At 71.1% G+C, this 25,527-nt stretch carries 24 protein-coding genes; 11 read left to right on the top strand and 13 right to left on the bottom strand.

The window, feature by feature from the left end; genetic code table 11:
- Positions 1-271 precede the first annotated feature (271 nt).
- From HG543_RS31115 to HG543_RS31130, 4 genes are read left to right on the top strand one after another with little or no spacing between them, the layout of a single operon-like run.
- On the top strand, positions 272-1,201 hold the full coding sequence (locus tag HG543_RS31115) for an ABC transporter ATP-binding protein (protein WP_169348538.1): 930 nt from the start codon (positions 272-274) through the stop codon (positions 1,199-1,201).
- Entirely contained in the window at positions 1,198-1,920 is a 723-nt protein-coding gene (locus HG543_RS31120; protein WP_169348539.1) for an ABC transporter permease subunit, read from the top strand. The genes HG543_RS31115 and HG543_RS31120 overlap by 4 nt, the downstream gene beginning before the upstream one ends.
- Positions 1,917-3,788, top strand: a complete 1,872-nt coding sequence (locus HG543_RS31125) for a motility-associated ABC transporter substrate-binding family protein (RefSeq protein WP_169348540.1) — start codon at positions 1,917-1,919, stop codon at positions 3,786-3,788. The genes HG543_RS31120 and HG543_RS31125 overlap by 4 nt, the downstream gene beginning before the upstream one ends.
- Positions 3,785-4,894 carry a hypothetical protein gene (locus HG543_RS31130; protein WP_169348541.1) on the top strand — a complete coding sequence of 370 codons (1,110 nt, stop codon included), beginning with the start codon at positions 3,785-3,787 and terminating at the stop codon, positions 4,892-4,894. The genes HG543_RS31125 and HG543_RS31130 overlap by 4 nt, the downstream gene beginning before the upstream one ends.
- Positions 4,895-4,914: 20 nt before the next feature.
- On the opposite strand, the gene HG543_RS31135 is transcribed toward HG543_RS31130, so the two are convergent.
- The 4 genes from HG543_RS31135 to HG543_RS31150 all read right to left on the bottom strand — a co-directional run bounded on the left by HG543_RS31135 (position 4,915) and on the right by HG543_RS31150 (position 8,741).
- Positions 4,915-5,895: a GvpL/GvpF family gas vesicle protein gene (locus HG543_RS31135; protein WP_343073479.1), complete on the bottom strand. Its 981-nt coding sequence runs from the start codon at positions 5,893-5,895 to the stop codon at positions 4,915-4,917.
- An 89-nt stretch (positions 5,896-5,984) separates the two neighbouring features.
- Positions 5,985-6,395, bottom strand: a complete 411-nt coding sequence (locus HG543_RS31140; protein ID WP_169348542.1) for a response regulator — start codon at positions 6,393-6,395, stop codon at positions 5,985-5,987.
- On the bottom strand, positions 6,392-8,515 hold the full coding sequence (locus HG543_RS31145) for an ATP-binding protein (protein ID WP_169348543.1): 2,124 nt from the start codon (positions 8,513-8,515) through the stop codon (positions 6,392-6,394). Before HG543_RS31145 ends, HG543_RS31140 begins: the two co-directional genes overlap by 4 nt.
- 4 nt (positions 8,516-8,519) lie before the next feature.
- The gene (locus tag HG543_RS31150; protein WP_169348544.1) at positions 8,520-8,741 is read right to left on the bottom strand and encodes a hypothetical protein; all 222 of its coding nucleotides are present in this window, start codon (positions 8,739-8,741) and stop codon (positions 8,520-8,522) included.
- 316 nt (positions 8,742-9,057) lie between these two features.
- Here HG543_RS31150 and HG543_RS31155 point away from each other — a divergent pair, with 316 nt between their 5' ends.
- The 4 genes from HG543_RS31155 to HG543_RS31170 all read left to right on the top strand — a co-directional run bounded on the left by HG543_RS31155 (position 9,058) and on the right by HG543_RS31170 (position 12,005).
- A complete protein-coding gene (locus HG543_RS31155; protein ID WP_169348545.1) occupies positions 9,058-9,546 on the top strand; it encodes a hemerythrin domain-containing protein in 489 nt (162 codons plus the stop codon).
- A gap of 71 nt (positions 9,547-9,617) precedes the next feature.
- Positions 9,618-10,289: a DNA-3-methyladenine glycosylase family protein gene (locus HG543_RS31160; RefSeq protein ID WP_169348546.1), complete on the top strand. Its 672-nt coding sequence runs from the start codon at positions 9,618-9,620 to the stop codon at positions 10,287-10,289.
- Between the two features lie 109 nt (positions 10,290-10,398).
- Positions 10,399-11,550: a zinc-dependent alcohol dehydrogenase gene (locus tag HG543_RS31165; protein ID WP_169348547.1), complete on the top strand. Its 1,152-nt coding sequence runs from the start codon at positions 10,399-10,401 to the stop codon at positions 11,548-11,550.
- Between the two features lie 62 nt (positions 11,551-11,612).
- Complete coding sequence (locus tag HG543_RS31170; protein ID WP_246357420.1) at positions 11,613-12,005, top strand: hypothetical protein; 393 nt, start codon at positions 11,613-11,615, stop codon at positions 12,003-12,005.
- A 66-nt stretch (positions 12,006-12,071) separates the two neighbouring features.
- Here HG543_RS31170 and HG543_RS31175 read toward each other — a convergent pair whose 3' ends face one another.
- Together HG543_RS31175 and HG543_RS31180 are read right to left on the bottom strand one after the other, a co-directional pair.
- Complete coding sequence (locus HG543_RS31175) at positions 12,072-12,848, bottom strand: hypothetical protein (protein WP_169348549.1); 777 nt, start codon at positions 12,846-12,848, stop codon at positions 12,072-12,074.
- A 176-nt stretch (positions 12,849-13,024) separates the two neighbouring features.
- A complete protein-coding gene (locus tag HG543_RS31180; protein WP_169348550.1) occupies positions 13,025-14,278 on the bottom strand; it encodes an MFS transporter in 1,254 nt (417 codons plus the stop codon).
- A 520-nt stretch (positions 14,279-14,798) separates the two neighbouring features.
- Here HG543_RS31180 and HG543_RS31185 point away from each other — a divergent pair.
- Both HG543_RS31185 and HG543_RS31190 read left to right on the top strand, forming a co-directional pair.
- On the top strand, positions 14,799-16,244 hold the full coding sequence (locus tag HG543_RS31185) for an APC family permease (protein WP_169348551.1): 1,446 nt from the start codon (positions 14,799-14,801) through the stop codon (positions 16,242-16,244).
- Positions 16,241-16,837 (top strand): SAM-dependent methyltransferase, encoded by a 597-nt coding sequence (locus HG543_RS31190; RefSeq protein WP_169348552.1) that lies wholly within the window; start codon positions 16,241-16,243, stop codon positions 16,835-16,837. Before HG543_RS31185 ends, HG543_RS31190 begins: the two co-directional genes overlap by 4 nt.
- Positions 16,838-16,890: 53 nt before the next feature.
- On the opposite strand, the gene HG543_RS31195 is transcribed toward HG543_RS31190, so the two are convergent.
- The 5 genes from HG543_RS31195 to HG543_RS31215 form a co-directional block, all read right to left on the bottom strand.
- On the bottom strand, positions 16,891-18,183 hold the full coding sequence (locus HG543_RS31195; RefSeq protein ID WP_169348553.1) for a pyridoxal phosphate-dependent aminotransferase: 1,293 nt from the start codon (positions 18,181-18,183) through the stop codon (positions 16,891-16,893).
- A 47-nt stretch (positions 18,184-18,230) separates the two neighbouring features.
- Positions 18,231-19,037: a hypothetical protein gene (locus HG543_RS31200; protein ID WP_169348554.1), complete on the bottom strand. Its 807-nt coding sequence runs from the start codon at positions 19,035-19,037 to the stop codon at positions 18,231-18,233.
- Positions 19,038-19,244: 207 nt separating this feature from the next.
- Positions 19,245-19,721: a DNA starvation/stationary phase protection protein Dps gene (dps, locus tag HG543_RS31205; RefSeq protein ID WP_169348555.1), complete on the bottom strand. Its 477-nt coding sequence runs from the start codon at positions 19,719-19,721 to the stop codon at positions 19,245-19,247.
- A 129-nt stretch (positions 19,722-19,850) separates the two neighbouring features.
- The gene (locus tag HG543_RS31210; RefSeq protein WP_169348556.1) at positions 19,851-20,375 is read right to left on the bottom strand and encodes a carboxymuconolactone decarboxylase family protein; all 525 of its coding nucleotides are present in this window, start codon (positions 20,373-20,375) and stop codon (positions 19,851-19,853) included.
- Positions 20,376-20,381: 6 nt separating this feature from the next.
- The gene (locus HG543_RS31215) at positions 20,382-20,936 is read right to left on the bottom strand and encodes a peroxiredoxin (protein ID WP_169348557.1); all 555 of its coding nucleotides are present in this window, start codon (positions 20,934-20,936) and stop codon (positions 20,382-20,384) included.
- A gap of 219 nt (positions 20,937-21,155) precedes the next feature.
- Between HG543_RS31215 and HG543_RS31220 the strand changes: the two genes are divergently transcribed.
- The gene (locus HG543_RS31220; RefSeq protein WP_169348558.1) at positions 21,156-22,766 is read left to right on the top strand and encodes a sigma 54-interacting transcriptional regulator; all 1,611 of its coding nucleotides are present in this window, start codon (positions 21,156-21,158) and stop codon (positions 22,764-22,766) included.
- Positions 22,767-22,775: 9 nt separating this feature from the next.
- Here HG543_RS31220 and HG543_RS31225 read toward each other — a convergent pair whose 3' ends face one another.
- Positions 22,776-24,089 (bottom strand): cation:proton antiporter, encoded by a 1,314-nt coding sequence (locus HG543_RS31225; protein ID WP_169348559.1) that lies wholly within the window; start codon positions 24,087-24,089, stop codon positions 22,776-22,778.
- A gap of 109 nt (positions 24,090-24,198) precedes the next feature.
- Positions 24,199-25,527: hypothetical protein (locus tag HG543_RS31230; RefSeq protein ID WP_246357421.1), on the bottom strand; the 1,329-nt coding region annotated here is incomplete at its 5' end.

Raw genomic sequence — 25,527 nt, forward strand, 5'->3', positions numbered from 1 at the left:
GGGTTACCGCTCCTCCCTACCTCCAGGCGCTTCTCTGCCAGGCAGCCACTACCCCGCTCTCCGGCCTGTCTCCGTGGCATCGCCGTCCTTCTCGCCCCGGGTGGGCTTCACCACGCTAGGGCCTGGCAGGCGCTGGAAGACGCCCTGCGCTTCACCCTCGGACGCACGGCGGCGGGGCCGGAATACCTGGGTTCCCAGGGGGTTCGCCGCTTGACAATCCCCACGGCTGCGACAGAGAAAAACGCGCTTCCGTACGGGGAGAGGACAACGGATGATCCAGGTCGAAGGGCTGACCAAGTATTACGGTGAGCACGCGGCCATCCGCGAGCTGGCCTTCACGATTGGCCAGGGCGAGGTCATCGGCTTCCTGGGCCTCAATGGCGCGGGCAAGTCGACCACGCTCAAGATTCTCGGCTGCGTGCTGCTACCCACGTCCGGGCGCGTCGTCATCGACGGCCATGACGTGGTCAACAACCCCCACGAGGTCCGCCAGCGCATCGGCTACCTTCCGGACGTGCCGCCGCTCTACGAGGAGATGACGGTGGGCGAGTACCTCGCCTACGTCGCGCAACTGCGCGGCGTGACGGCGAGGGACACGCCGTCCCGGGTGGGCGAGGCGGAGGAGAAGACGGGCCTGCGCGAGGTGGACGGCGAGCTCATCTCCACGCTCAGCCATGGCTACCGCCAGCGCGTGGGCGTGGCGCAGGCGCTGGTGCACAAGCCGGCGCTGCTCATCCTCGACGAGCCCACCAGCGGCCTGGACCCGCGCCAGATTGTCGAGATGCGCGACGTCATCCGCGGCCTCAAGGGCACGCACACGGTGCTCGTCTCCAGCCACATCCTCCCGGAGATTTCGCAGACCTGCGACCGGCTCCTCATCATCCACAAGGGGGCCCTGGTGGCGCAGGGCACCGAGGAGGAGCTGGGCACGAAGATGGGCGGCCGCGGCTCCATCGAGGTGGAGGTGCGTGGCGACAAGGCGCGCGCGGTGGAGGTGCTCAAGCCCTTCGGCCCGGTGGAGGTGGACCGGGCGATGGACGGCGTGGTGGCGCTGACGGTGCGCGCGTCGCCGGACCAGCGGCCCCGGGTGGCGCAGGCGGTGGTGGGCGCGGGGCTGGAGCTGCTCCGGCTGGACCAGGGCGCGGGCCACCTGGAGTCCATCTTCCTGCGGCTGACGCACGGGCAGGAGGTGCGGGCGTGAAGGCGCTGCTCATCGCTCGCCGCGAGCTGGCCGGCTACCTGCGCACGCTCAGCGGCTACGTCATCATCGCGGTCATCCTCGCGTTGAACGGGCTGTTCTTCAACGCGTGGGCCCTGGGCGGCGCCAGCAAGCGCTCCGCCGAGGTGCTGTCCCAGTTCTTCTATTATTCGAGCGGCTTCACCATCGTCGCCTCCGTCTTCATCTCCATGCGGCTCCTGGCCGAGGAGCGGCAGACGGGCACGCTGCCCCTGCTGTACTCGTCGCCGCTGCGCGACAGGGACATCGTGCTGGGCAAGTTCCTGGCGGGCCTGGCGTTCCTGGCGCTGTACGTGCTGTGCACCGTGTACATGCCGCTGCTCGTCATGGTGAACGGCAAGGTGTCCTTCGGGCACGTGGCGGCCGGGTACCTGGGCCTGCTCCTGCTGGGCAGCGCGTCGCTGGCGGTGGGCACGTTCGGCTCGGCGCTGGCGCGCAATCAGCTGCTCGCGGCGATTACGTCCGCGGTGTTGCTGGTGGCCCTCATCCTCTGCTGGCTGCTGGCGCGAATCACGGAGCAGCCGCTGGCGGACGTCTTCAGCGCGATGTCGCTGTGGAACCTGCACTTCCCGCCGTTCCAGTCGGGGCTCATCCACGTGCGCGACGTCGTCTACTACCTCGTGGTCACCTACGTGGCGCTGTTCGCGGCCACGCGGGTGCTCGAGGCCCGGAGGTGGCGATGAGCACGCGTCCTGTTGGCAGTGGCCTGCCGGTGACGCTGGCGTACGTCGCGGGCCTGCTCGCGGTCTTCATCGGCGAGCGGATTCTCGGCGCCGGCACCGGCCGCACCGTTCTCTCCGTGCTGGGCGTCGTCGCCGCGGTGGGCGCGCTGGGCTGGCGCTTCACCCGCATGCGCTCGGCGGCGGCGGACCGGCGCGCGGTGGAGGGCTGGGTGCTGGGCCTGTATGGCGTGGGCCTCGCGGCGCTGCTGCTGTACTTCCTCCGGTCCGACGCGGGGGCCGCCGTCTTCGGAAGCCCGCTGTCGCAGAAGGCCCCGAAGCTGGCGGTGGTGCTGGCGGCGCTCTTCCCGGCGCTGCTGCTGTGCTCGCTGCTCCCGCTGGCGCTGGTGGAGGCGGCCTCCGCGGCCATGACGCGCGCGCCGGTGATGGAGACGGGGCGGGCCCGCAGCGCGCTGTACTCGGGCCTGGGGCTGGCCTTCGTCGTCGTCTTCGCCTTCGCGTCCATGTACGTGGCCACACAGGCGGACGTGACGTGGGACCTGTCCTACTTCCGCACCGCGAAGCCCGGGGACTCCACGCGCAAGGTGATTCGCGGCCTCAACGAGCCGCTTCAAGTTACCCTCTTCTTCCCGCCCGCCAACGAGGTGGGGGAGGCGGTGAGCCAGTACTTCCGCGACCTGGCGGTGGAGAGCCCGCAGCTGCTCAACGTGGAGCGGCTGGATCAGGCGGTGGAGCCCGTCCGGGCGCGCAACCTGGGCGTGCACAACAACGGCACCATCGTGCTGGCGCGCGGTGACCGGAAGGAGCCGCTCACGGTGGGGCTCGAAATCGACCGGGCGCGCGGTCAGCTCCAGCGGCTGGACCAGGAGGTGCAGCGCCGGCTGCTGGCGGTGGCTCGGCCCCGGCGGGTCGTCTACTTCACCGCGGGCCACGGCGAGCGCGCCGAGTCGCGGCCGGTGCCGGGCGAGACGCCCCGGCCGTCCGTGGGGCAGCTCAAGGAGCTGCTGCGCGCGCAGAACGTGGACGTGCGCTCACTGGGTGTAGCGGAGGGCCTGGGCACCGAGGTGCCGAAGGACGCCGCCGCGGTGGTGGTGATGGGCCCCACGCGCGAGTTCCTCCCCGAGGAGCTCAACGCCCTGCGCGAGTACGCGGACCGGGGCGGGCGCCTGTGGCTGGCGCTCGAGCCGGACGGACCGGACTTCCAGCGACTCCTGGAGCCCCTGGGCCTGAAGTACCTGAAGACGCCGCTGGCCAATGCCCAGGTGTTCTTCCGCGCCACGCGCCAGCAGAGCGACCGCGGCAACCTGGCCACGGCGAGCTTCTCCTCGCACCCGTCCGTCACCTCGCTGGCGGCGATGGCGGCCCAGGCGCCGGTGATCTTCCCCGGCGCGGGCGCCATGGAGCAGCTCCAGCCGCTGCCCAACGCCGTCATGCACGACATCTCCGTGCGCGCGCACGGCGCCACCTTCGCGGACGCCAACGGCGACTTCACGCAGGACGCGGGCGAGACGCGGCGCGCCTGGCCGCTGGTGGTGGCGGTGGAGAGGCCCGCCCCCGCGGGCAAGGAGACGATGCGCGCCGTCGTCATGGCGGACGCGGACGCCCTCGGCGACCTGGTGCTGGGCAACCTGGGCAACGCGTACCTCGCGGTGGACACGCTGCGGTGGCTCACCGGCGAGGAGAACATCTCCGGCACGGTGTCCACGGAGGAGGACGTGCCCATCCAGCACACGCGCGAGCAGGACGTGGCCTGGTTCTACGCCACCGTCTTCCTGGGACCGGCCCTGGTGCTGGCGGTGGGCTTCGTGAAGACGCGGCGGCGGGGCCGGCGCGCGCCGCGGGCCGCGGTGGCGGCGGGAGGTGAGCGATGAAGGTTCGGGACCTGGCCGTGCAGGGAGCCCTGGCGGCGGTGGCCCTGGTGGCCGCCTTCCTCGTCTGGCAGCGGGAGCCCGAGGGCGCCCCGGGCGAGGTGACGGTGGTGGATGCCCCGGCGCGCGCGCTGGACCTCGTGCGCTACGAGGACGAGGCGCGCTTCGTGGAGCTCTTCCGCGACGCGAAGGACCGCGACCAGCTCTGGGTGCGCCTGGGCTACAAGCCGCCGAAGCCGGTGCCGGTGCCGGCCGCCTCGGGTGCCGCGGATGGTGGCGTGGTGGCCACGCCGGGCGCCGACGCGGGCACGGCGGTGGCCGCGGCGGGTGCCGACGCGGGCACGGCGCCGGTGCAGGTGATGGCGAACACGGAGCCGCCTCCGCCTCCGCGCGAGCTGCGCGCCAACGATGTGGCGGAGAAGCTGTTCGCGAAGTTCGCCCCGCTGCGGGCCATGCGCTCGCTGGGCGAGCTGGACGCGAAGAAGCTGGAGGAGGTGGGCCTGACCAGCACCCAGCGCAAGCTGACGGTGACGGTGGGCGGCAAGGCGCAGGACTTCTCGCTGGCCTCGCCGGCGGGAGGCTGGGGCACGCCGTACCTGAAGCGCGAGGCGGACGGCCGGGTGTTCCTGCTGGGCCCGGCGCTGCTGCCGGACCTGGAGAACGCCACCAGCCGGCTGGTGGACCGGCGGCTGCACACCTTCGACCTGGGCGAGTTCGACGAGGTGGTCATCACGGCGGCGGGCGCGTCGCGCACCTTCACCGCGAGCGGCAAGGCGCCGGGACCGGTGAACCTGATGCCGAAGGAGTCGCCGGACCGGCCGGACGAGTTCGCTCGCAACTGGCATGACCGGGTGTGGCGGCTGATGCCGCTCGACTTCCTGGGCCGTGGCGAGCAGCCGCCCGGCGGCGAGCCGGAAGAGTCCTTCCGCGTGGAGTACCGCCGCGACGGCAAGCCCTTGGGCGAGGTGCGGGTGGCGCGCGGTAACGACGGCTTCTACGTCCGCACCGAGCACACCACCGGCTGGGCCCGGCTGCACTCCGGCGTGGACAACCTCGCCACCGAGGCGGCGAAGGTGACCGCGCAGGTGTCCTCCTCGGCGGGGAAGTAGGACGGATTGGGAGCCGGGCTTCAGGCGGTGACGCCCGGCTCCTCTGCCAGCCCCAGCCGCATGTCCACGAAGCTGTAGGGCGCCCAGGGGCCGGTGAAGCGGAAGGCGTAGGTGTCCGAGCGCGCCGCGAGCGACTTCACCCGCGCCTCGAAGGACTCCACCCAGTCACGCCCCACGAGGAAGGCGGCGTTGAGCAGCATCCGCTCTCCCACCGGGGGCAGGGTGCGCGAGGCGAAGGAGAGCGGGCGCAGGCCCTCCATCAGCACGCCCATGTCCCGCTCCACGCGGGCCGTGAGCGCGGTGCCCAGCCGGCGCTCGTGGTCCGCCTCGGCCTCGTCCTCGCGGCGGGACAGCGTGGGGTCGTCCAGCTCCAGCCGGCGCAACAGGTGGTCGCGGTGGTAGAGCACCTTCAGCCCCAGCTCCACCTTGTCCTCCAGCGCCTCCAGCGCGCCGACGAGCGCGTCGTGCGCCGAGCGCAGCAGCGTCCGCACCTGCTCCTCGGAGCGCAGCACCGTGCCGAAGGCCACGGGCAGCAGCGTGTGCTCGCGCAGCACGGCCTCGGTGACGCGCTGGTGCACCAGCAGGTGGGCCCGCGTCGGGTCCACCACGCGCCCCGGCGCCGCGGACACCAGGGCCGCCAGCTGGCCCTCGCGCACCGCGCGCACGTCCGACGGCGGCACCCCCAGGCCAATCAACCCGAAGTCCAGCTCGCCCACCGCGCGCACCACGCCGTAGAGGTACTGCGGCGCCTCGTCGGCCTCCAGCGCGCTGAAGTCGTGTGCCGGAGAATCCCCGGCACTTCCCAGCGGCTCCGCACGCTGTGCGATGGCGGGGGCTCCGCTGCCACCAGGGCCCGCTCCGGGAGGAGGCGACGTCACCACCCCCTCCTCCACGGGACGGTGCGGCGCGGCCCCATCGGGCACCGCACCCTGCGCGAGCACCGTGGGGGCGGCTGCCCCCTCTCCCGGCGCCACGGCGCGAGACTTCCGCGCCTTCTTCACGGGCGAGGAGGCGCGTCCCGCGCCAGAGGTGCTCCGAGCCTGGGGGCCGGAGCCTTTTCGGGTCCGTGACATCCGGGGCATGGCGCGCATCACCCTGGCCGGGAGCCTCCGCGCGTGGCGAGGATGCGACGGACTTCATCCACCAGCGCATCCGGGAGGCACGGCTTGGTGACGAAGGAGTCGCAGCCCGCGCCCTTCGCCTCGTCGGACTGTCCCGTCATCGCATGGCCGGTGAGGGCCACCACGGGGATGGTGCGCGTGCGGTCATCGTTCTTCAGCCGCCGCGTCGCCTCCCACCCATCGATGATGGGCAGCGACAAATCCATCAGGATGATGTCCGGCCGCAGCTCGAAGGCCTTGTCCAGCGCCTCCTGCCCGTTCTTCGCCTCCGCCACGCGGAAGCCGGAGAACTCCAGGTACTCCGCGTACATCTCCCTCGCGTCCTGGTAGTCGTCGACCACGAGCACGAGCGGCTTGGGAGTCGTTGAGGAAGTCGTCATGCACGCCTCGCGCGTCGTGGGAAGTGCAGGGTGAAGGTCGAGCCCTGACCCGGGGCGCTCTGGAGGGTGACGCGGCCCCCCAGCATGGTAGCCAGCCGGCGGCAGATGGACAGCCCCAGCCCCGTTCCCCCATAGGCCCGGGTGGGGGAGCTGTCCACCTGCTGGAAGTCCTCGAAGATTTTTTCCTGGTGTGCCGGGTCGATGCCAATGCCCGTGTCCGTCACGGCGATGGTCAGCGTGGACGTGGCGGGGACGTACTCCGCCCGCACCGTCACCGAGCCCTCGTGGGTGAACTTCAGCGCGTTGGACAGCAGGTTGAGGACGACCTGCTTCACCTTCTGCCGGTCGCTGTGCACCGCCGGCAGGCGCGCGCCCAGCTCCGTGCTCACCGCCAGCTTGCTGCGGGCGATGATGGGGTCCAGCTCCGCCATCACCTCCTGGAGCAGCTCCGGAATGGCGAAGTCCGACAGGTGCAGCGGCATCCGCCCCGCCTCGATGCGGGTGATGTCGAGAATCTCGTTGATGACCTCGAGCAGGTGCCGCCCGTTCGAGTCGATGCGCGTGAGGTTGCGCTTCTGCGAGGGCGTCAGCTCCCCGGACACGCCCTGCAGCAGCATGTTGGTGTAGCCGAGGATGGCGTTGAGCGGCGTGCGGAACTCGTGGGACATGTTGGCCAGGAACTGCGACTTGGCCGCGCTCGCCTGCTCCAGCTGAATCGCCTGCCGGCGCAGCTTCTCGTTCTGCTCGGCCAGCTCCGCGGTGGCCACCTGCACCCGCGCCTCCAGCTGGCTGGAGACGTCCTTCACCCGCTCCAGGAGGCGCGCCTTCTCCAGCGCCTCGGTGCGGTCATGGAAGAGGGTGACGATGCCCGTCAATTCGCCGTTGTCCCCCAGCACCTTGCTGGCCACCGCCTCCATGGGGAGGGTGGCGCCGGTGGCCGGGTCCACGAGGCTGAGCTGGCCGCGCCAGCGCAGGCTGCCCCCGCCGTCCATCAGGTTGGCCAGGAACGACGAGAAGGTCGCGTCGTTGGAGTGCACGCGCGAGCGCGCGGCCTGGCTCCCGTCCAGGGGCAGGGCGAACAGCTTCTCCGCCGGGTCGTTCATCATCACCGTGCCGCCGGACGGGTCCGACAGGATGATGGGGTCCGCCACCGAGTCCAGCACCCTGTCCAGCCGGTGGCGCTCGCTGCGCGCCTCGCGCTCGGTGGCGCGCAGGCGGCGGTAGCTCTCGCCCAGCGCCTGCGTGGCGCGGCCCAGGTCCGTCACGTTGCGCAGCACGCTCACCACGGCCACCTGGCCGTCCGGCTCCACCACCTGCGTGCTGAGCAGCTCGAAGAGCAGGTCCATGCCCTCCGCCGGGTCCACCAGCGGCACCTCGCGCCGCCGGAAGCCCGTGCTCCGCGCCGGCCCGTCCGCGCTGGAGGCACTGGCCAGCGCCCGGGCGAACACGTGCTGGTTGAGCTCCACCGCGCGCCGGCGGCCCTCGCTCGCGTCGGGGCCGGCCACCAGCAGCGCCTCCGCGCGGGTGTTGGCGATGCGCGGCCGCCCCGCCTGGTCCGTCAGCAGCACGGGGTCCGCCACCGCGTCGATGATGCGGCGGAGCAGCCCACGCCCCGCCACCTCCCTCGACTCCGCCGGCACCAGGCGCGCGAGGACGGGGCCCACGCGCGCGGCCACCCACGCCACCTCCTTCGGCAGCGCCGCCCCGCTCGTGGACAGCAGCAGCAATCCCACCGGCGGGACGCCGGGACGGCCGAGCGGCACCGCGAACCAGCCTCCCGTCCCAAGGACTGGCAGCGGCGGACGCGGGCCCGGGAAGTAGCGCGGCGCCGCGAGGGCCAGGACCTCCACCAGCGGGTGGCCGTCGCCCTCGGGCACGAGCGCCAGCGCGGCGCACTGCGCCTCGGACAGGCCCCGGGAGGCGAGACACCGCAGCTGCTCGCCGTGCTCCTCGCGCACCAGGCAGGCGCAGGCGCCGGCCCCGGCGTGGTGGGCGAGCCACTCCACCACCGCCTCGGCGCACGGGCGGGCCGCGTCACAGGCGAGCAGCTGCTCCGCCAGGGCGAGGCGCGACTCCGCGGTGGTCAGCGGAGGAGTGGGCAGCGGAACGGGGGAAGGCAAAACGTCAGACTCCAGGAGAATGGGGACGTGGCGGGAGGGCTCGGGCGGGACTGTCGTCGGTCCGCACCTCCATGAATGTCACCACGATGCGCGTCGCGCTCGCGGAGGTGGCGGAGGCACGGTCCGGCACCGCGCGGGCACTCGGGTCCCAGCGCAGGCCCCGGTCCAGCACGCGGTCCAGGACATCGACGAGGCTGGTGCTTCCGACCGTTCTCTCCACCGGCATCCGTGCGGCTCCTCAAACTCGCGGCGACTTCTCGTCCACGGCGCTGGCCGTCTTGTATCGCGCGGGGGCGGCTCCCCCCAGGTCCACCGTCAGGCCACCGTGACTTGCGAACACCCGAGCGCGCCCAGTGTCCGCTCGTACACACCTCAAAAGCCTTCAAGCTGGGCAGGCAGGCGGGCGGGCGCTCCGGCGACGCCGGCTTATCGCACCCGCTCCGCATTCCTAGCCTTGGGCCATGACCGAGGCTCCCCACTGAAGACGAGACACGGGCCCCCACCAGCCAACCTTCACTCACTTGAACCTGGAGCCGGAGACCATGAACGCACTCGACCTCCTGAAGCAGCAGCACGACGAGGTGAAGAAGCTCTTCAAGCAGTACGAGAAGCTCGCGGACCACGCGGACGAGAAGCGCCAGGAGCTGTTCGAGATGATCGCCGACCGGCTGAGCGCTCACGCCACCATCGAGGAGCAGTTCTTCTACCCGGCCGTGAAGGCCGCGGACACCGAGGACCTGCTGCGCGAGGCCGCCGAGGAGCACCTGTCCGTCAAGCGCATCCTCGCTGACCTCATGGACCTGGAGCCCTCGGACGAGGAGTTCGACGCGAAGATGCAGGTGGTGCAGGAGCAGACCGAGCACCACGTGGAGGAGGAGGAGACCGAGCTGTTCAAGAAGGTCCGCAAGCTCCTCTCCAAGGAGCAGCTCGAGGACCTCGGCGTCCAGATGCAGCAGGAGTTCGAGGACCTGATGGAGGGCGAGCCCCGCACCGCGGTGCCCGCCCAGACGGACCAGGCCGCGCCCATCTGAGGGCGCCGCTGAAGTCTCGCGCAGGATTCGGGTTGCGCGGGACGGCCGGAGCGGCGGCATGATTCCCCCTCATGCCGCGTCCCGCTCCCGCCGTCCCGCGTCTGCCCGATGACTTCACCCCCGCGGCCCGCCGTGCCCTGGCGAAGACCGACCCCGTGCTCGGCGCGCTGATGAAGCGCGTGGGCCCCTTCCGCCTCGAGCTCCGCCCGCTGCACAGCCCCTTCGAGTCGCTGGCCCGTTCCATCGTCTACCAGCAGCTCCACGGCCGCGCGGCCGCCACCATCTTCGCGCGCGTCTGCGAGCGCGTGGGCCAGGGCCGCGGCTTCACCCCCCAGGCGCTGATGGCCGTGCCGGACGCGGCGCTGCGCGAGGCCGGGTTGTCCGCCAACAAGCTGGCCGCCATGAGGGACCTGGCCGCCAAGTCCCTGGATGGCACGGTGCCGCCGCTGGCGCGCGTGCGACGCATGGACGACGCGACGCTCATCGACCACTTCACGCAGGTGCGCGGCATCGGCCAGTGGACGGTGGAGATGCTGCTCATCTTCTCCCTGGGCCGGCCGGACGTGCTGCCCGTGGACGACTTCGGCGTGCGCAAGGGCTTCATGCTCACGTACGGCCTGAAGGAGATGCCCCGTCCCAAGGAGCTGCTGGCGTACGGCGAGCGGTGGAGGCCGTGGCGCTCGGTGGCGAGCTGGTACTTCTGGCGGGCGACGGAACTGCCTCCCGCCGACGGCGACACCTGAGCGGCGGCGCCCGGCGGGAAGGCGGGCGAGCGAAGGCAGCGGCGTGCGCGCTCCTTGCCGCTCGCGCGGTGCGTCGTCACCCGTACGGGACGGAGGAACACACCGCCCCATGCGCGCACTGACCTACCAGGGACCCTACCGGGTCGAAGTGGAGAACAAGCCGGACCCGCGAATCGAGCACCCGCAGGACGTCATCCTCAAAGTCACACGCGCGGCCATCTGCGGCTCCGACCTCCACCTGCTGCACGGGCTCGTCCCGGACACGCGGGTGGGCTGCACCTTCGGGCACGAGTTCACCGGCGAGGTGGTGGAGACGGGCCGCGAGGTGTCGCAGCTCAAGAAGGGCGACCGGGTGGTGGTGCCCTTCAACATCTCCTGCGGCACCTGCTTCTACTGCCAGCGCGGCCTCACGGGGAACTGCGAGAACAGCAACCCGGCCAGCGACGTGGCCAGCGGGGTGTTCGGCTACTCGCACACCACCGGCGGCTTCGACGGCGGACAGGCCGAGTACGTGCGCGTGCCCTTCGCGGACGTGGGGCCCATGAAGATTCCGGACGACATGGACGACGAGTCCGTCCTCTTCTTGAGCGACATCTTCCCCACCGGCTACCAGGGCGCGGAGATGGGGGAAATCAAGGGCGGCGAGACGGTGGTGGTGTTCGGCGCGGGCCCGGTGGGCCTGTTCACCATGAAGTCCGCGTGGCTGATGGGCGCCGGACGCGTGGTGGCCGTGGACCACGTGCCGGAGCGCCTGGCCTTCGCCGCGCACTACGCGAAGGTGGAGACGGTGAACTTCAAGGAGGTGGACGACGTGGTGCTCCACCTCAAGGACATGTTCGACGGCCGCGGCCCCGACGTCTGCGTGGACGCGGTGGGCATGGAGGCCGAGGGCTCCCGCGCGCACCGCGTGCTGGGCCTGGGCCTGAAGATGGAGGCCGGCGCGCCCACGGTGCTCACCTGGTGCATCAACACCGTGCGCAAGGGCGGCAACGTCTCCATCGTCGGCGTGTACGGCCCGCCGTGGAACTTCATCCCCATTGGCACCGCGATGAACAAGGGCCTCACGCTGCGGATGAACCAGTGCAACGTGCGCCGCTACATGCCGCGCCTCCTGGAGCACATCCGCAGTGGCCGCGTGGATGCCAAGGCCATCATCACCCACCGTTTCTCACTGGAGCAGGCGCCCGAGGCCTACCACCTGTTCGCCCAGAAGCGGGACGGGTGCATCAAGTGCGTCCTCGCGCCCCACGGACACGCATGACGACCAAGACCCAGAAGACGAAGGCGAAGGCGAAGTCGCATTCGAAGAGGAGGCGCGAGGCCATGCCCGACAGACCCATTCCCGGCGCCGCCGCGGACCTGGAGCCCTCCAGCCGCCCCGGCGTCCCCATGGAAATGGAAGCGCAGCCGCTGGCGGGGGCTCGCGCGCCCATCGAGCCGCAGCACGCGGACGTGCCGGTGTTCAAGCACGCCGGGCGCAAGCAGATGCCGCCGGTGTTCGGCACGGCGCAGCCGCCCAAGGGGCTGAGCGGCGTGCTGCGCAAGGTGGCGTACGGCTACCCGGACCACTGGGCCCGTCACTGGATGGTGCTGCTCGTCGCGGACCGGGTGGACGTCTGGGAGCACCGCCTCCGGAGGTCCCTTCCATGGGGGCCTGCCACTGTTGCGGCGCTCGTCGCAGGCGGGCTGACCTGGCGGCGGCTGTCGCGGGCCTGACGCCCGAAAGAAAAGGCCCGGCCGGAAGGCGCCATGCGCGCGCCATCCGGCCGGGATGTCACGGGACTACTCCGTCCAGGTCCAGACCTTCACCATGCGCACGAAGCGCCGGTCGCTGCTCACCGCGGCGATGATGTAGCCGCCCAGGTCGCCCGGGCCGCCGCCGCAGCCGTTGCACTGCCAGCTCGCCTGGTAGATGCGGCCGCTGTTGCGGGAGATCTGGTTGATGTAGGTCAGCGCGCCCTGCACCTCGGCCTCGGTGACCGGGTCGCCGAAGTAGCGGGTCGCCAGCGTCTCCTCCAGCTCGGCCAGGGTGATGGGCTCGAAGTTCCGGGCGCTGTCGGTGCGGAACGTCTCATACGCGCTCTGGACCAGCGTGACCTGATTCGCCACGCCCAGGCCCCTCGGGATGTAGCCCTCGACGATTTCCGAGGCGTCGGCCAGCGAGCCGCTCGCGCCGTACAGCTCCGCGGGGCTCTGCTGCACCCAGTTCAGGTACAGCGGCGCGGCGGTGGTGGCCGCGTCGTTCAGCTCGTAGAACTGGGTGAGGTACGTCTTCGCCTCGGCATCGACGCCGGTGAGGAAGGTGGCGTCGCTCACCTTGGTGGTCAGGTAGGCGCGCTCGGCGGTGTCCACCTTGCCGTCGTCGTAGTTGGTGAAATGGGCGAGCGCGTCCACCATCTCCGCGCGGACGACCGTGGTGCCCGAGGGGCTGGTGGCTCCGCGCGCGGCGGCAATCTTCGCGTCGAACGCCGGGATGCTGGTGGCGCTACCAGCAAGGGCCGCGGGCGCGGCCAGCAGGACGACACCGCTCAGGAAGGACTTCATCAAGGAAGAGGACATGCGGTGACCTCTCGCGGGCGGGGAGCCCGCGGGAATGGGGGGATGTGCTGCGAGCCGCGAAGTAGCACGCGGCACTGACACGGCTCGCGCGACATTCACGTGTCACACCTTTTACAGCGACACGGTTGTTTCGAGATTGGTACTTGTCTTGCTCAATCGCCTTGATGTCACCCGGCTCAGGTGACGGCGGGCGCGGCCTCAGCGGGGCGCTGGCGGCGCATGGGCAGCAGCAGCGCGAGGAAGGCCACGGAGAGGAGGGCGCCAAGCATGAAGACGGGTGGGTAGCCCAGGGCCGCGCCGTGCTTCATGTCCGCGAGCCAGGCGCCGAGGGGGCCCGCGGGGGCCTTGCCCCACACCTCGATGCTGGCCAGCAGGGTGTAGTGCGTGGCGCCGATGCGGCGGTCCACGCGCGACATCATGAAGGCGAACATCACCGTGGTGAGCGCTCCGCTGAAGAACTCCTCCGCCAGGGTGACGCCGATGACGCCCGCGTCGCTGACGCCGAACGCCGCGAGCCCCCACCGGCCCACCAGCGGCAGCACCCGCAGCGTGGCGGTGAGGCCGAGCGCGCTCATCAGCGGCATGCGCGCAGCGAGGAGCCCCCCAACGGTGGAGCCGAGAATGGAGGCCCCGGTGCCCCAGGTGCCCACCCACAGCAGGATGCGCTCGGCGGGGATGCCCGCGTCGACGAGGAAGAGCTTGTAGGGCACGTCGGACAGGCTCTCGCCGAACTTGTACGTGGCGATGAAGAGCAGCAGCCAGAAGGTGCCGGGGAGCAGCAGCGACTGCTTGAGCCGGCCGAAGACCTCCCTCCAGTCCACCTGCTCCGGGGTGGCGCCCTCGCGAGGCGTGGGCGCGGACTCGCGCACGAAGAGCAGCACGACGAACGCGACCAGGCACAGCGCCGCCATGGCGAGCAGCATGCCCGCCCAGCCGACGCGGTTGCCGGTCCACGCAATCACGCCGCCGCCGGCGAACATCATCCCGAACTTGTAGCCCACCACCTGGGCGATGTTGCCCGGGCCCAGCTCGTCCGGCCGCAGCGTGTCCACGGCGAAGCCGTCCACGGCGATGTCCTGTGTGGCGGCGAAGAGGTTCATCAACAGGACGCAGGTGGCCAGCAGCGTCAGGTCCTCCCGGGTGACGGCGAGGGAGGCGGCGGCGCAGCTCACCGCCAGCGCGACCTGCATGGGAAGAATCCAGGACTTGCGCCGCCCGATGCGGGCCGAGCCGTAGCGGTCCACCAGCGGGGCCCATAGCGCCTTGCAGGCCCACGGCAGCGCCAGCACACCGGCGAAGCCGATGGTCGTCAGCGACACGCCCCGGGTGCGCAGGTACACGGGCAGCGCGGTCGTCAGGAAGCCGAAGGGCATGCCCTGCACGAGGTAGAGCAGGCTCAGCAGCACCAATCGGCGCGACGGAAGTCTCATGGCCACCGCAGCATAGGGCTTCTCCGGAGTTGCGCGCGCGGGCCGAGGCGAGGACCGCCGCTCGCGCCCCGTGCGTGGAACGCGAGCCGGCGAAGTCCCACCCCCGCGGCCCCTCCTGGCCTCCATCGATGGCGATACGGTCACCCCGAGGACGGCGGGGAAGCGCTCCAGGACCGGGACACGTGAGGCCGCCCCGAGGCGAGGGGGCCGTGGGTGCGCGCTATCGCGAGGGACACGTCAGCGGTACTCCGGGCCCGCGGTGGGGCGGTCGCGGGAACGGGCACGAGCGAGTGGCGACGACCCCACCCGTGAGCGACTTCGCGGCGGCTCCCGGGAGGCACGTCAGGGCAGGCGGCGCCCGGCTGCCCGCCCGTGGTCTCACGGACACGAGCGCGCGAGGGAGCCCCACCGCGCACGTGCGAAGGCCAGTTGACCAAAAGTCTCGCGGCTCCCCGGTGCCACACCTCGGGTGCAGGTTGTGGCGTGCATTGAACAGTCCCGGCGCGCGGAGCACGACACCATGCGGGAGCAGCAGGCATTGCCCGAGGAGCAGCGAACAGCAGCGTCCTCCGAGCCCATCCGGGACGTAGCCGCCCCGTCGCCCACGCTGCGCATCATCGACACGGTGGCGCTGACCGTGGGCATCGTGCTGGGCGCCGGCATCTTCAAGGCGCCCTCGCTCGTGGCGGGGCAGACGGCCAGCGGCGGGGACATGCTGCTGGTGTGGCTGCTGGGCGGCATCGCCTCGCTGGTGGGCGCGCTCTGCTACGCGGAGCTCGCGAGCACCTGGCCCCACGCGGGGGGCGAGTACCACTACCTGTCCCGGGCGCTCGGGCGAGGGCCGGCGTTCCTCTTCGCGTGGGCGCGGCTCACCGTGATTCCCACCGGCTCCATCGCGCTGCTGGCCTTCGTCTTCGGTGACTACGCCACACAGCTCGTCCCGCTCGGGCCGCACTCGTCCGCGGTGTACGCGGCGGCGGCCGTGGTGGGGCTGACGGCGGTGAACATCGCCGGGGTGAAGCAGGGCACGCGGACCCAGAACCTGCTCACCGCACTGGAGGTGCTCGGCGTGGGTGCCGTCATCGTCGCGGGACTGCTGCTCGCGCCCGCGTCCGCGGGCCCTCCGCCCACGACGGCGGCGCCCTCCGGCTCGGCGTGGGGTCTGGCCATGGTCTTCGTCCTGCTCACCTATGGCGGGTGGAACGAGGTGGCCTACCTGTCCGCCGAGGTGCGGGGCACGCGGCGCACGCTCGCCCGGGCGTTGCTGGTGAGCATCGGCGTGGTGACAGCGCTCTACCTGCTGGTGAACTGGGCCTACCTGCGCGGCCTGGGGCACGCGGGCATGGCGGCTTCCGAGGCGGTGGCCGCGGACCTGATGCAGCGAGCGCTGGGGACGGGAGGCGCGGTGGGCATCAGCGTGCTCATCGCCATCTCCGCGCTCACCTCCGCCAACGCCACCGTCTTCACCGGCGCGCGCACCCACTACGCCTTCGGCCAGGACAGCGTGCTCTTCAACGGGCTCGGCCGGTGGCACGCACGGGCCAACACGCCCACCCGCGCGCTGCTCGTACAGGGGGCGATTACCCTGGCGCTGGTGGGGCTGGGTACGGTGACGCGCCAGGGCTTCCAGACGATGGTGGACTACACCGCGCCCGTCTTCTGGCTCTTCTTCCTGCTGACGGGCCTGTCGCTGCTGGTGCTGCGCGTGCGCGAGCCGAACACGCCCCGGCCCTTCCGCGTGCCGCTGTATCCGCTCACCCCGCTGCTCTTCGTCGCCGTCTGCGGGTACGTCTTCTACTCGAGCCTGGCGTACGCCGGGCCCGGCTCCGTGGCTGGGCTCGTGGTGCTGGGGACTGGCGCCCTCCTGCTTGCACTGGAAGTGGTTCGCACCCGCCGCACGCCGCGTGGCAGCCAGCGCCGCGAGCGGCTCACCCCCAGGCTGCAAAGAACGAAGGAGGCAACATGAAGAAGTCCATTCTCGTCCTGTCGCTCGTGGTGGGTGCCACGGTCTCCGCGCAGGGAATCAGCACCCAGCAGTCCGTCCAGGTGCCGGCGCAGCCCGAGGCCCTCACCCAGGCGCCGGAGGTGCCCTTCGTCCCCACGCCGGAGGACGCGGTCGAGAACATGCTGAAGCTGGCGGAGGTGAAGCCGGGAGACGTCGTCTATGACCTGGGCAGCGGAGACGGGCGCATCGTCATCTCCGCGGTGAAGAACCACGGCGCCCGGCACGCGGTGGGTGTGGACATCAATCCCGAGCGCATCGAGGAGGCCAACGAGAACGCGCGCCGCGCGGGCGTGCAGGACAAGGTGGAGTTCCGCCAGGGCGACCTCTTCGACGCGGACATCGGCGACGCCACCGTGGTGACGCTCTATCTGCTGCCGTCGGTCAACGAGCGCCTCAAGCCCAAGCTGCTGGCCGAGCTGAAGCCGGGCACGCGCGTCGTGTCCCACGCCTTCGACATGGGTGACTGGAAGCCGGCGAAGGAAATCGACGACAACGGCCGCACCCTCTACCTCTGGGTCGTCCCCGAGCGCGGCGGCGCTCGCTCCGCGCGCTGAGCGCCGAAGCCCGACGGCCCGGCTCCACCGGACAGGAGCCGGGCCGCGCGGTGTCAGGTGACGGGCGGCGCCGAGTGCGGCGCGCGCGTGTACTGCAACACCATGGCCTCCAGCCGCGACAGCGCCTTGTCCAGCACCTCCATCGAGGGGCCGAACGACAGGCGCACGTAGCTGCGGAAGCGCGAGGGCCGCCGCGCGCGGCGCTTGCCGGGATTCACGTCGAAGAACTCGCCGGGCACGGTGATGATCTTCTGCTCCAGCGCGGCCCGGAAGAAGCCCATGCCCTCATTGAGCGGCGGCGGCAGGCCGGCCAGGTTGCCCCAGACGTAGAACGTCCCGTCCGGCGCCCGGTCCGTGCGGATGCCCAGCCGCTCCAGCCGCGAGTGGAACTTGTCCCGCTTCTCGCGGAAGGCGTTGTGGATGGCCATCGTCTCCGCCACCACCGCGTCCTCCTGGAGGAGGGGAATCGCCGCGCGCTGCAGCGGCCGGCTGCCGCCGCCATCCAGGAAGCTGCCCGCGCTGGACACCGCCTCGATGACCTGCCGAGGCCCCACCGTCCACGTCATGCGCCAGCCCGGGTAGCGCCAGTTCTTCGTGAAGCCGTCGAAGACGACCACCGGGTCCTTGTTCACGTCCTCCACGTACCGGGTGGCGCTCTCCACCGGCAGGTGCCCGGGACGGCCCGTCCAGACGTAGTGGGAGTAGAACTCGTCGATGAGCAGCGTGCACTCCTGCTCGCGGGCGACGCCCACCCAGCGCGCCAGCTCGTCGCCCTGCACCAGCTTGCCGGTGGGGTTGCAGGGGTTGGAGAAGAGCAGGGCGGACAGGCCGCGGCCCTGCACCTCGCGCCGCAGGTCGTCCGACGTGAAGGCGTAGCCGCGGTCGCCCTCCAGGAGGATGGGGATGGCGGTGAACGCCTTGAAGACGTCCAGCAGCTCCTCGTAGGCGGTGTAGTCCGGCAGGAAGTGGCCCAGGTTGACGGTGCCCAGGCTCGCCGCGGCGCGGGTGAGGGCCGCGCGCCCACCGCCGGACAGGCACACGTTCTCCGCGCTGTACTGGCTGGGCATGCCCCGGCGGTAGAGCCGGTTGTAGAGGCTGGCGATGACCTCGCGCACCTCCCACAGCCCCGCCACCGGCGCGTACTCCATGTCCGCCACGTCGATGTTCACCGACGACATGCGCGGGGGCGCGCCGGGCAGGTCGCCCGTCTCCGGCTGCCCCTGGCCGAGGTTGCACCACTCCGGGTCGCTGGAGCGGTAACCGCGGCGGCTCGCCTCGGTGGTGACGTAGATGACGCCCGTGCGCGGCACGGTGCGGAAGGCGGGAATGGTGACGTCGTCACTCATGGGGCCACACCCTAGCGGAAGTCACACCCCGGGTGCTGCTCCTCGCGTCAGCGCACGATGGGCACCGTCACCGGCTCCTTGCCGTCCAGGCTGACTTCCACCTTGCCCACCCGCCACAGCACCTCCTGGAAGCGGGCCTCCACCCGGCGCCCCTCCGCCGTCTCCAGCACCGCGGTGCCCGTCTTCGGCAGGTACTGGCCCACGTCGTAGAGCAGCGAGGTGACGGTGAGGCGGTCGGTGCCCTCCGGGCCCGTCAGCTCGCCCGGGCCGTCCAGCACCAGCTCCGAGCCGCCAATCACCGGCACCCCCGCACGCATGCCCACCCGGCCGTCGATGTGGAAGGTGTGGCCCTCGCGGCCCGGCACGCTGCCCGTCACGTCCGCGAACAGGCGCGTCTCGTCACCGCAGGTGCCGTAGCCGACCTGGGCCCGCAGGCCGTGTCCGTCCACCTGCAATCCGCGCAGGTCCGCGTGCACCTCCATCAGGTCCTCGCCGCCGCGGTACAGGAACGTCACCTGCCCGGTGAAGCGCAGGCCGTGCACGTCGCAGCCGCCGTCCGCGAAGGTCATCACCACCGCGTCGGTGACGGCGTCATGGGCTTCCACCGTGGCGGTGGCGCACGCGTACCTCGCGTGGACGCCCTCCGCCGCGCGGCTCACGAAGGAGCGCCGCGGCTCGCCGCACGTGTACACCGGCAGCACGCCCAGCACCTCCAGCGCGCCACGCGTCTGGTGCGCGGCGGCCACCGCGCGCTCCACCGTCGCGCGGGCGGCATCCACTTCCTCCTTCGTGAGGGCTTCGTCACCACACGCGGTGGCGAGGATGGCGAGACACAGCGGGATGATGCGGCGCATGGAAGGCTCCTCGACCGGGCGGCCCCGCCGCGTCTCGCGCGGCGGCCCGTGCCCTGCTCGGGAGCAAGCGACATGCCCCCGCGTAACCCCGCGGGGAGAAAGGGGGAGGCCCATGACGGGCCTCCCGGGGGCGTGAAGCGCGCTGCACACGTCCGGGCGGGCGTGCCCGGGTGCGCGGCGCCCCACGCGAGGGGCGTCAGCCGGGACTCACGACTCCAGCGACGCGCGCAGGAACCAGGCGTGCTTCTCGAACTCGGTGATGATGCCGGTGACGAGGTCCACCGAGTCCGTGTCCTGGTGCTCCTCGAACGTCTTGCGGCTCTGGCGCAGGCCCTCGAGGTACACCTCGATGCGCTCGGCCAGGAGCTTCACGTGCTCCATGTCCCGCGTCGTCTCCTGCGGATAGTCCGGCAGGCGGCTCGTCTTGCCGACATGGCGGCTGGTGCCGTAGGCCTTCGCGCCCAGCGTCACCGCGCGCTCGGCGATGGAGTCGTTGTGGGCGGCCAGGCTCACCGCGAACGTCTCGAACAGCGGGTGCAGCGCGGCGAACTGCGGGCCCTTGATGTTCCAGTGGGCGACCTTGATTTGAGAGTGCAGGTCCAGGCCGTCCGCCAGGCGGGCATTCAGCGACTCGGCGATGGCGGCGCGGGACTTCTCGGGAAGGGGGCTGGGGCTTCGGTACATGGTGTCGTTCCTTTTCGTTCTCTCTCGCGTTTGCCAGTTCAGATGCACGGAGCCCGAAAAGGGAGCGCCCCCCGGTGTTTCCACCGGAGGGCGCCTTGAACCCAATGCGATGTCTCGCGACAGCCCTGCTTACGACTCCAGGCCCACCGCCGCCGCGTGGATGACCGCGGCGATACGGACCGCGTCGTGCACCTGGTCCTCGGAGAGGCCGCCCTCGAGGACGACCTTCTCGTGGGCCTGCATGCACATCTCGCAGCCGTTGATGGCGCTGACCGCGAGGCAGACCAGCTCGAAGTCCACCTTGTTGGTCAGCACCTGCGCGAGCCGGTTCATCCGCAGCCCGGCGCGCTTGGTCGAGTAGGACTCCTTCCCGATCATGTGCCGGAAGCGGTAGTAGACGTTGTTCATCGCCATCAACGACGCCGCGGCACGCGCGTCCTCGATGACCGGCTCCGGGTTCGTCAGGGCCTTCTTCGCCTCGTTGAGGATGGCTTCCTTCAGCCGGTCATTCCGAACGGCGTAGGCGGAAGCGACGGCCACACCCCAGCGCTGCTCGGGGGTGAGGCTTCCTCCCTCCAGGACGGCCTGGAGGTTGAGGCGGGTGTCCTTGTGGGCGTCCGCGAGCTCGCCGCGGACGACTTCGAGCGAGGCCATGGTTGCTTACCCCGCCTTCGCCAGCTTCTGGGTCAGGGTCTCCTCACCCTTGGTCCAGTTGCAGGGGCACAGCTCGTCCGTCTGGAGCGCGTCCAGGGTGCGCACCGTCTCGGAGACGTTGCGGCCCACGGACAGGTCGTTCACCGTCACGTGGCGGATGATGCCCTCGGGGTCCGCGATGAACGTCGCGCGCAGCGCCACGCCCTCCTCCTTGTGGAGGATGCCCAGCGCGTTGCACAGCTCGTGCTTCAGGTCCGCCAGCATCGGGAAGGGCAGGCCCTTGAGGTCCGGGTGGTGCGTGCGCCACGCGTGGTGCACGAACTCGCTGTCGGTGCTCAGGCCCAGCACCTGCGCGTCGCGGTCGGCGAAGTCCTTGTTCTTCTTGCCGAACTCCGCGATCTCCGTCGGGCAGATGAAGGTGAAGTCCTTCGGCCAGGCAAACAGCACCAGCCACTTGCCCTTGTAGGTCTCGTTCGTGATGTCCGCGAACTCCTTGCCCTTCTCGAGGGAGACGGTGGCCTTGACCTTGAAGTTCGGGATCTTGTCGCCAACGGTCAGCATGTCGTTTCGACTCCTGGGGGTAGGGGCCGCCTTCGCGGACGACCCGGGAACGTTTGATGTGCCAACTTCCAAAGCAGGCCCCGTGCCAGACTTCCACTTCAATGATTCCAGGGGTTTGACTGCATCCCCCGACTGGTCGGTGCCGCCGGGCCGGTGAATAACGAAATCTCGGTGGGTTTCGCCACTGCAATTTCGGTGGACCGCTATTATTCGTGCAACATGTCGGACGGAATGTCAGGCCGAATCGAAGGCGCGCAGGATGCTCGGGACCTGGTCGAGCTGGCAACCTCGGAGGACTCGGTAGGGGAGCTGCTCCGTCGGGGACTGGACTGGCTCACCCGGGTGGTGCGCTTCGACCTGGCGACGCTGTTCCTCTTGAAGGAAGGGCGGCTGGTGTCGGTGGCGGCGCGCGGGCCCCTGGCCAACGCGAAGGTGCGGCAGCACACACTGAACCTGGCGGAGTTCCCCTCGCTGCGGCAGGCGCTGGAGACGCGGCGCGCTCGGGCCTTCACGGAAGAGGACCACTCGCACGGGGACGGAGACCCCTTCGACGGCGTGCTGGATTTGCCGCCGGGCCACTCGTGCATGGTGGTGCCGCTGTGCGCGGGCGAGCGCGTCTACGGGGTGCTGTCCCTGGACAGGGCCGAGTGCGAGACGTACCCGCAGCCGGTGGTGGACCTGGTGGAGGTGTACGGGCAGATGCTGGCCACGGCGCTGCAGGCCGCGGAGCAGCGCGCCACCTTCGAGCAGATGCACCGGCAGGACCACGAGCACGCGAAGCTCTTGGAGGCGCAGCTCGGCGGTGACTCGGAGGGCATCCTCGAGACGTCGCTGTCCCCGATGATGCGGGACCTGGCGCGCCGGGCGAAGCAGGTGGCGGAGACGGACACACCGGTGCTGATTACCGGCGAGACGGGCACGGGCAAGGAGCGGCTGGCGCGGGCCATCCACCGCTGGAGCTCGCGGGCGGACCATCCCTTCGTCACCCTCAACTGCGCGGCCATTCCCGCGGGGCTCCTGGAGAGCGAGCTGTTCGGCCACGTGAAGGGCGCCTTCACCGGGGCCACGAAGGACCGGGCGGGCCGCTTCCAGATGGCCAACGGCGGCACGCTGCTATTGGACGAGGTGGGCGAGCTGCCGGTGGAGCTGCAGGCGAAGCTCCTGCGCGCGCTGCAGGAGAAGACCTTCGAGCCGGTGGGCAGCGACAAGACGGTGCGCGCGGACGTGCGCATCCTCGCGGCCACGCACGTGGACCTGCAGCAGGCCATCGCCCAGAAGCGCTTCCGCGAGGACCTCTACTACCGGCTGAGCGTCTTCCCGCTGCGGCTGCCGCCCCTGCGCGAGCGGCTCGAGGACCTGCCGCAGCTGTGCGCCTTCCTCCTGGAGGAGCAGGCGCGGCGCACGGGGCGGCGGGGCATGAAGGCGACGCCCGCGGGGCTGGAGCGGCTGGAAGCGTACGAATGGCCGGGCAACCTGCGCGAGCTGGCCAACGCGCTGGAGCGCGCCACCATCCTCACGCGCGGAACGGAGCTGGGCGCGGAGTCGTTCGACCTGCCGACGGGTGGCGCTGGCGCGGTGAGCCGGGGCCCGCAGGCGTCGGCGCCCGCGGAGGCTCCAGCGGTGGAAGCATCGCTGAAGCCGGGCGCGGTGCCCACGCTGGCGGCGGTGCAGCGCGAGCACATCATGAAGGTGCTGACGCTCACCCGGGGCCGCGTCTACGGGCCGGGCGGGGCCGCGGCGCTGCTGGGCCTCAAGCCCTCCACGCTGCAGAGCCGGATGAAGAAGCTGGGCATCGCGCGGCTGGACCAGTTCGTCGTGGACGAGGTGTGAGCGCGGCCGTCAGGGCACGGCCTCGCGCCGCCGCTCGCCGCGGCGCTCGTAGCGCGTCATCAGCGGGGTGACGGAGATGCCGTGGACGACGATGGACACGGCCACCACCCCCAGCACCAGCGACACGAGCCGGTCCGCGAGCGCGTGCTCCACGCCGTGCTCGATGGCGTAGAAGAGGTAGTACAGCGAGCCGATGCCCCGCACGCCGAACCAGGCCATCAGCACGCGCTGGTGGGGGTTGGCGGTCGAGCCCACGAGCGACACCACCACCGACAGCGGGCGCAGCACGAGGAAGAGCACGGGCGCCAGCCACAGCACCTCCGGCGCCGGAGGCCGGGAGGCCAGCAGCAGGCCGAGGAGGACGACCGTCGCCACCTCGGCGATGCGCTCCAGCGCCTCGTTGAAGCCCAGCACCGCGTTGGCCATGTAGGCCGGCGCGTGCTCGGGGTGGGTGGCCGCCTCCAGCCGGTCCTTGCCCCGCGCCGCCTCCTCCACTTCCTCCGCCGGGCGCTCCCCGGTGTGCTGGCGCTCGATGCGCCGCAGCGCCAGCCCGGCCGCGAACACCGCGAGGAAGCCGTAGCCCTTCACCAGCAGCGCCGCGCCGTACGACAGCGCGATGAGGCCCAGCGCCAGCAACTCATCCAGGCCCACCGCCTCGCGGTGCTGCTTGCGCAGGTAGAGCACCAGCCGGCCCACCTGGTCGCCCAGCAGCGCGCCCACGCCCAGCCCCGCCGCGGTGGCCCACAGCACGTCCAGCGCCACCCATCGCCAGAAGCCCGCGCCCACCTCGTGCAGGCCCAACAGCCCCAGCCCGAGCATGACGAAGGGAAAGGCGCTGCCGTCGTTGAGGCCGGCCTCGCCGGTGAGGCCGAAGCGCAGCCGGTCCTGGTCGTGCGCGTGGGACACCTGCACGTCCGAGGCGAGCACCGGGTCCGTGGGGGAGAGGATGGCCCCCAGGAGCACCGCCGCGCCCAGGGACAGGCCCAGCGCGGCCACGCCCACCAGCGCCACCATGGCCACGGAGAGCACCATGGCCGTCACCGCCAGCCGCAGGGCGACGCGCCACTGCCGGTCCTTCAGCGGCAGGCGCAGCTTCAGCCCCGTGCTGAACAGGGAGACGATGACGGCCACCTCGGTGAGCCGCTCCAGCAGCGCGGCATGCTCCAGCGGCTGCAGGTGGCCCATGCCCAGCCGCCCCACCCCGAAGCCCACGACGAGGTAGAGCAGCGACGTGGACAGGGGCAGGCGCTTGAGCACGGAGCCCCCCAGCGCCATCGCCACCAGCAGCAGCCCGATGATGAGGTACCAGACGATGGCCTGCATGGGAGTGCCCTACGTTGGCCACTCCCGCGCCATCCCCCAAGCAGCCGCGTGACACAGGCGACGCCTGCCCGACACTCCGCGGCTCGGCCGTGCGGGCGGCGTCCGGACTTCAGCGCGGCGCGTTCGGCAGCGGATACGTGGTGCCCGTCTTCCCGTAGGGCGGGTCGAACAGGTGCGGGTCCGACTGGCGCGTGCGGAACAGGTCGATGATGTAGTTCATCCGCTGGTCCAGCCTGCTCCAGTCCTTCGCGCCGGTGCCCTTGAGGCTGTCCGGGCTGCTGTCCAGCTTGCCCAGCAGCTCACGCAGCTCCGGGTTCTGGATGGAGCGCAGGTGCGGCGGGAAGAGGGTGGACTCCATCCCCTTGGGCGGCGGCAGGTCGTTGCCCAGCTTCAGCGCGTCGCCGGGCACCGCCAGCTTCATCATGTGCTCGGTGGCCACGCGGCGGAACGCGCCGGCCGCCGCGTCCACCACGGGGTTGAGCAGCGCGTCCACCGCGCCCGACTTGAGGGCGGCCTTGCCCGCGAGGTTGGCGGGGAAGGGCATGGCGTTGATGGAGGCCTCGATGCCCTGCTTGAGGACGTTGCGGAAGGTCTCCTTCACCGGGGCGTTGAGCGCCTTCTCGACGTAGGGCTGCAGCTGCGTCTGCTCGTGCAGGCCAATCTTGTTGTTGGCCAGCAGCATCAGCTCGGCCTTCTTGTTCGGGTCCTTCTCGGACATGGCCTGCGCGTAGTGGCCGAAGGCCTCCTTCAGCAGCGGCTTGTCCTTGGGGAAGCCCTCCAGGAACTTCTGCACCTTGGCCGCGTCCGGCTTGGTTTCGCCCTGGAAGGTGTCGATGAAGCGGGCGAACTCCTGGCCCACCTCGTTGAAGACGAACTGGTTGCCGTCCGCGATGGCCTTGCTGACGTTGGAGAGCGCCTCGTTCCCGGCCGAGGCGAGGTCGCCAATCGGGAACGCCGGCAGGCCCAGCTTGCGGAGGAAGTCATCCACCTTGCCCAGGGGGCCCATGACGTCATCGGCCTTCTTGAGCGCTTCGGTGAGGAACTTGGGCATGTCCTCGCCGCGGATGCTGACGCCGGCCTGCTTCGAGGCCCACGTGCCATAGGTGGCCCAGCTGGCGTTGTCGTCGCCCAGCAGCTTGCCCATGGCGTTGGACAGGTCCGAGTAGCCCTGCGTGATGGCGTGGTTGCGCGCCACCGGGTCCGGGATGGAGGCAATGGCCTTCACGTCCGCCGCGGTGGGGTAGCTGCCCGGCTGGATGCCCGAGCCCTGGGGCGCCGTCACGGGCGAGGACAGCGCCACGGACTTCGCCTGGTTCTTGCCCGAGTCGAAGCGGGACACCCCGGTGTCAGCAGGACGCGCGGGCTGGGCGGCCGGCTGCGTCTTCACCTCGTTGCGGGGGCGAGGGGAAGTCGGCGTCTCCACGGGGCGGGGTTGGAC

The organism is Pyxidicoccus fallax (assembly GCF_012933655.1).
GTDB classification, from domain to species: domain Bacteria; phylum Myxococcota; class Myxococcia; order Myxococcales; family Myxococcaceae; genus Myxococcus; species Myxococcus fallax.

Excerpts from the sequence above, each read along its gene's own strand:
- HG543_RS31115 (WP_169348538.1), top strand. The coding sequence starts at position 272 with ATGATCCAGGTCGAAGGGCTGACCAAGTATTACGGTGAGCACGCGGCC.
- HG543_RS31125 (WP_169348540.1), top strand. The coding sequence starts at position 1,917 with ATGAGCACGCGTCCTGTTGGCAGTGGCCTGCCGGTGACGCTGGCGTAC.
- HG543_RS31130 (WP_169348541.1), top strand. The coding sequence starts at position 3,785 with ATGAAGGTTCGGGACCTGGCCGTGCAGGGAGCCCTGGCGGCGGTGGCC.
- HG543_RS31140 (WP_169348542.1), bottom strand. The coding sequence starts at position 6,395 with ATGACGACTTCCTCAACGACTCCCAAGCCGCTCGTGCTCGTGGTCGAC.
- HG543_RS31150 (WP_169348544.1), bottom strand. The coding sequence starts at position 8,741 with ATGCCGGTGGAGAGAACGGTCGGAAGCACCAGCCTCGTCGATGTCCTG.
- HG543_RS31155 (WP_169348545.1), top strand. The coding sequence starts at position 9,058 with ATGAACGCACTCGACCTCCTGAAGCAGCAGCACGACGAGGTGAAGAAG.
- HG543_RS31160 (WP_169348546.1), top strand. The coding sequence starts at position 9,618 with ATGCCGCGTCCCGCTCCCGCCGTCCCGCGTCTGCCCGATGACTTCACC.
- HG543_RS31165 (WP_169348547.1), top strand. The coding sequence starts at position 10,399 with ATGCGCGCACTGACCTACCAGGGACCCTACCGGGTCGAAGTGGAGAAC.
- HG543_RS31170 (WP_246357420.1), top strand. The coding sequence starts at position 11,613 with ATGCCCGACAGACCCATTCCCGGCGCCGCCGCGGACCTGGAGCCCTCC.
- HG543_RS31175 (WP_169348549.1), bottom strand. The coding sequence starts at position 12,848 with ATGTCCTCTTCCTTGATGAAGTCCTTCCTGAGCGGTGTCGTCCTGCTG.
- HG543_RS31180 (WP_169348550.1), bottom strand. The coding sequence starts at position 14,278 with ATGAGACTTCCGTCGCGCCGATTGGTGCTGCTGAGCCTGCTCTACCTC.
- HG543_RS31185 (WP_169348551.1), top strand. The coding sequence starts at position 14,799 with ATGCGGGAGCAGCAGGCATTGCCCGAGGAGCAGCGAACAGCAGCGTCC.
- HG543_RS31190 (WP_169348552.1), top strand. The coding sequence starts at position 16,241 with ATGAAGAAGTCCATTCTCGTCCTGTCGCTCGTGGTGGGTGCCACGGTC.
- HG543_RS31195 (WP_169348553.1), bottom strand. The coding sequence starts at position 18,183 with ATGAGTGACGACGTCACCATTCCCGCCTTCCGCACCGTGCCGCGCACG.
- HG543_RS31200 (WP_169348554.1), bottom strand. The coding sequence starts at position 19,037 with ATGCGCCGCATCATCCCGCTGTGTCTCGCCATCCTCGCCACCGCGTGT.
- dps (WP_169348555.1), bottom strand. The coding sequence starts at position 19,721 with ATGTACCGAAGCCCCAGCCCCCTTCCCGAGAAGTCCCGCGCCGCCATC.
- HG543_RS31210 (WP_169348556.1), bottom strand. The coding sequence starts at position 20,375 with ATGGCCTCGCTCGAAGTCGTCCGCGGCGAGCTCGCGGACGCCCACAAG.
- HG543_RS31215 (WP_169348557.1), bottom strand. The coding sequence starts at position 20,936 with ATGCTGACCGTTGGCGACAAGATCCCGAACTTCAAGGTCAAGGCCACC.
- HG543_RS31220 (WP_169348558.1), top strand. The coding sequence starts at position 21,156 with ATGTCGGACGGAATGTCAGGCCGAATCGAAGGCGCGCAGGATGCTCGG.
- HG543_RS31225 (WP_169348559.1), bottom strand. The coding sequence starts at position 24,089 with ATGCAGGCCATCGTCTGGTACCTCATCATCGGGCTGCTGCTGGTGGCG.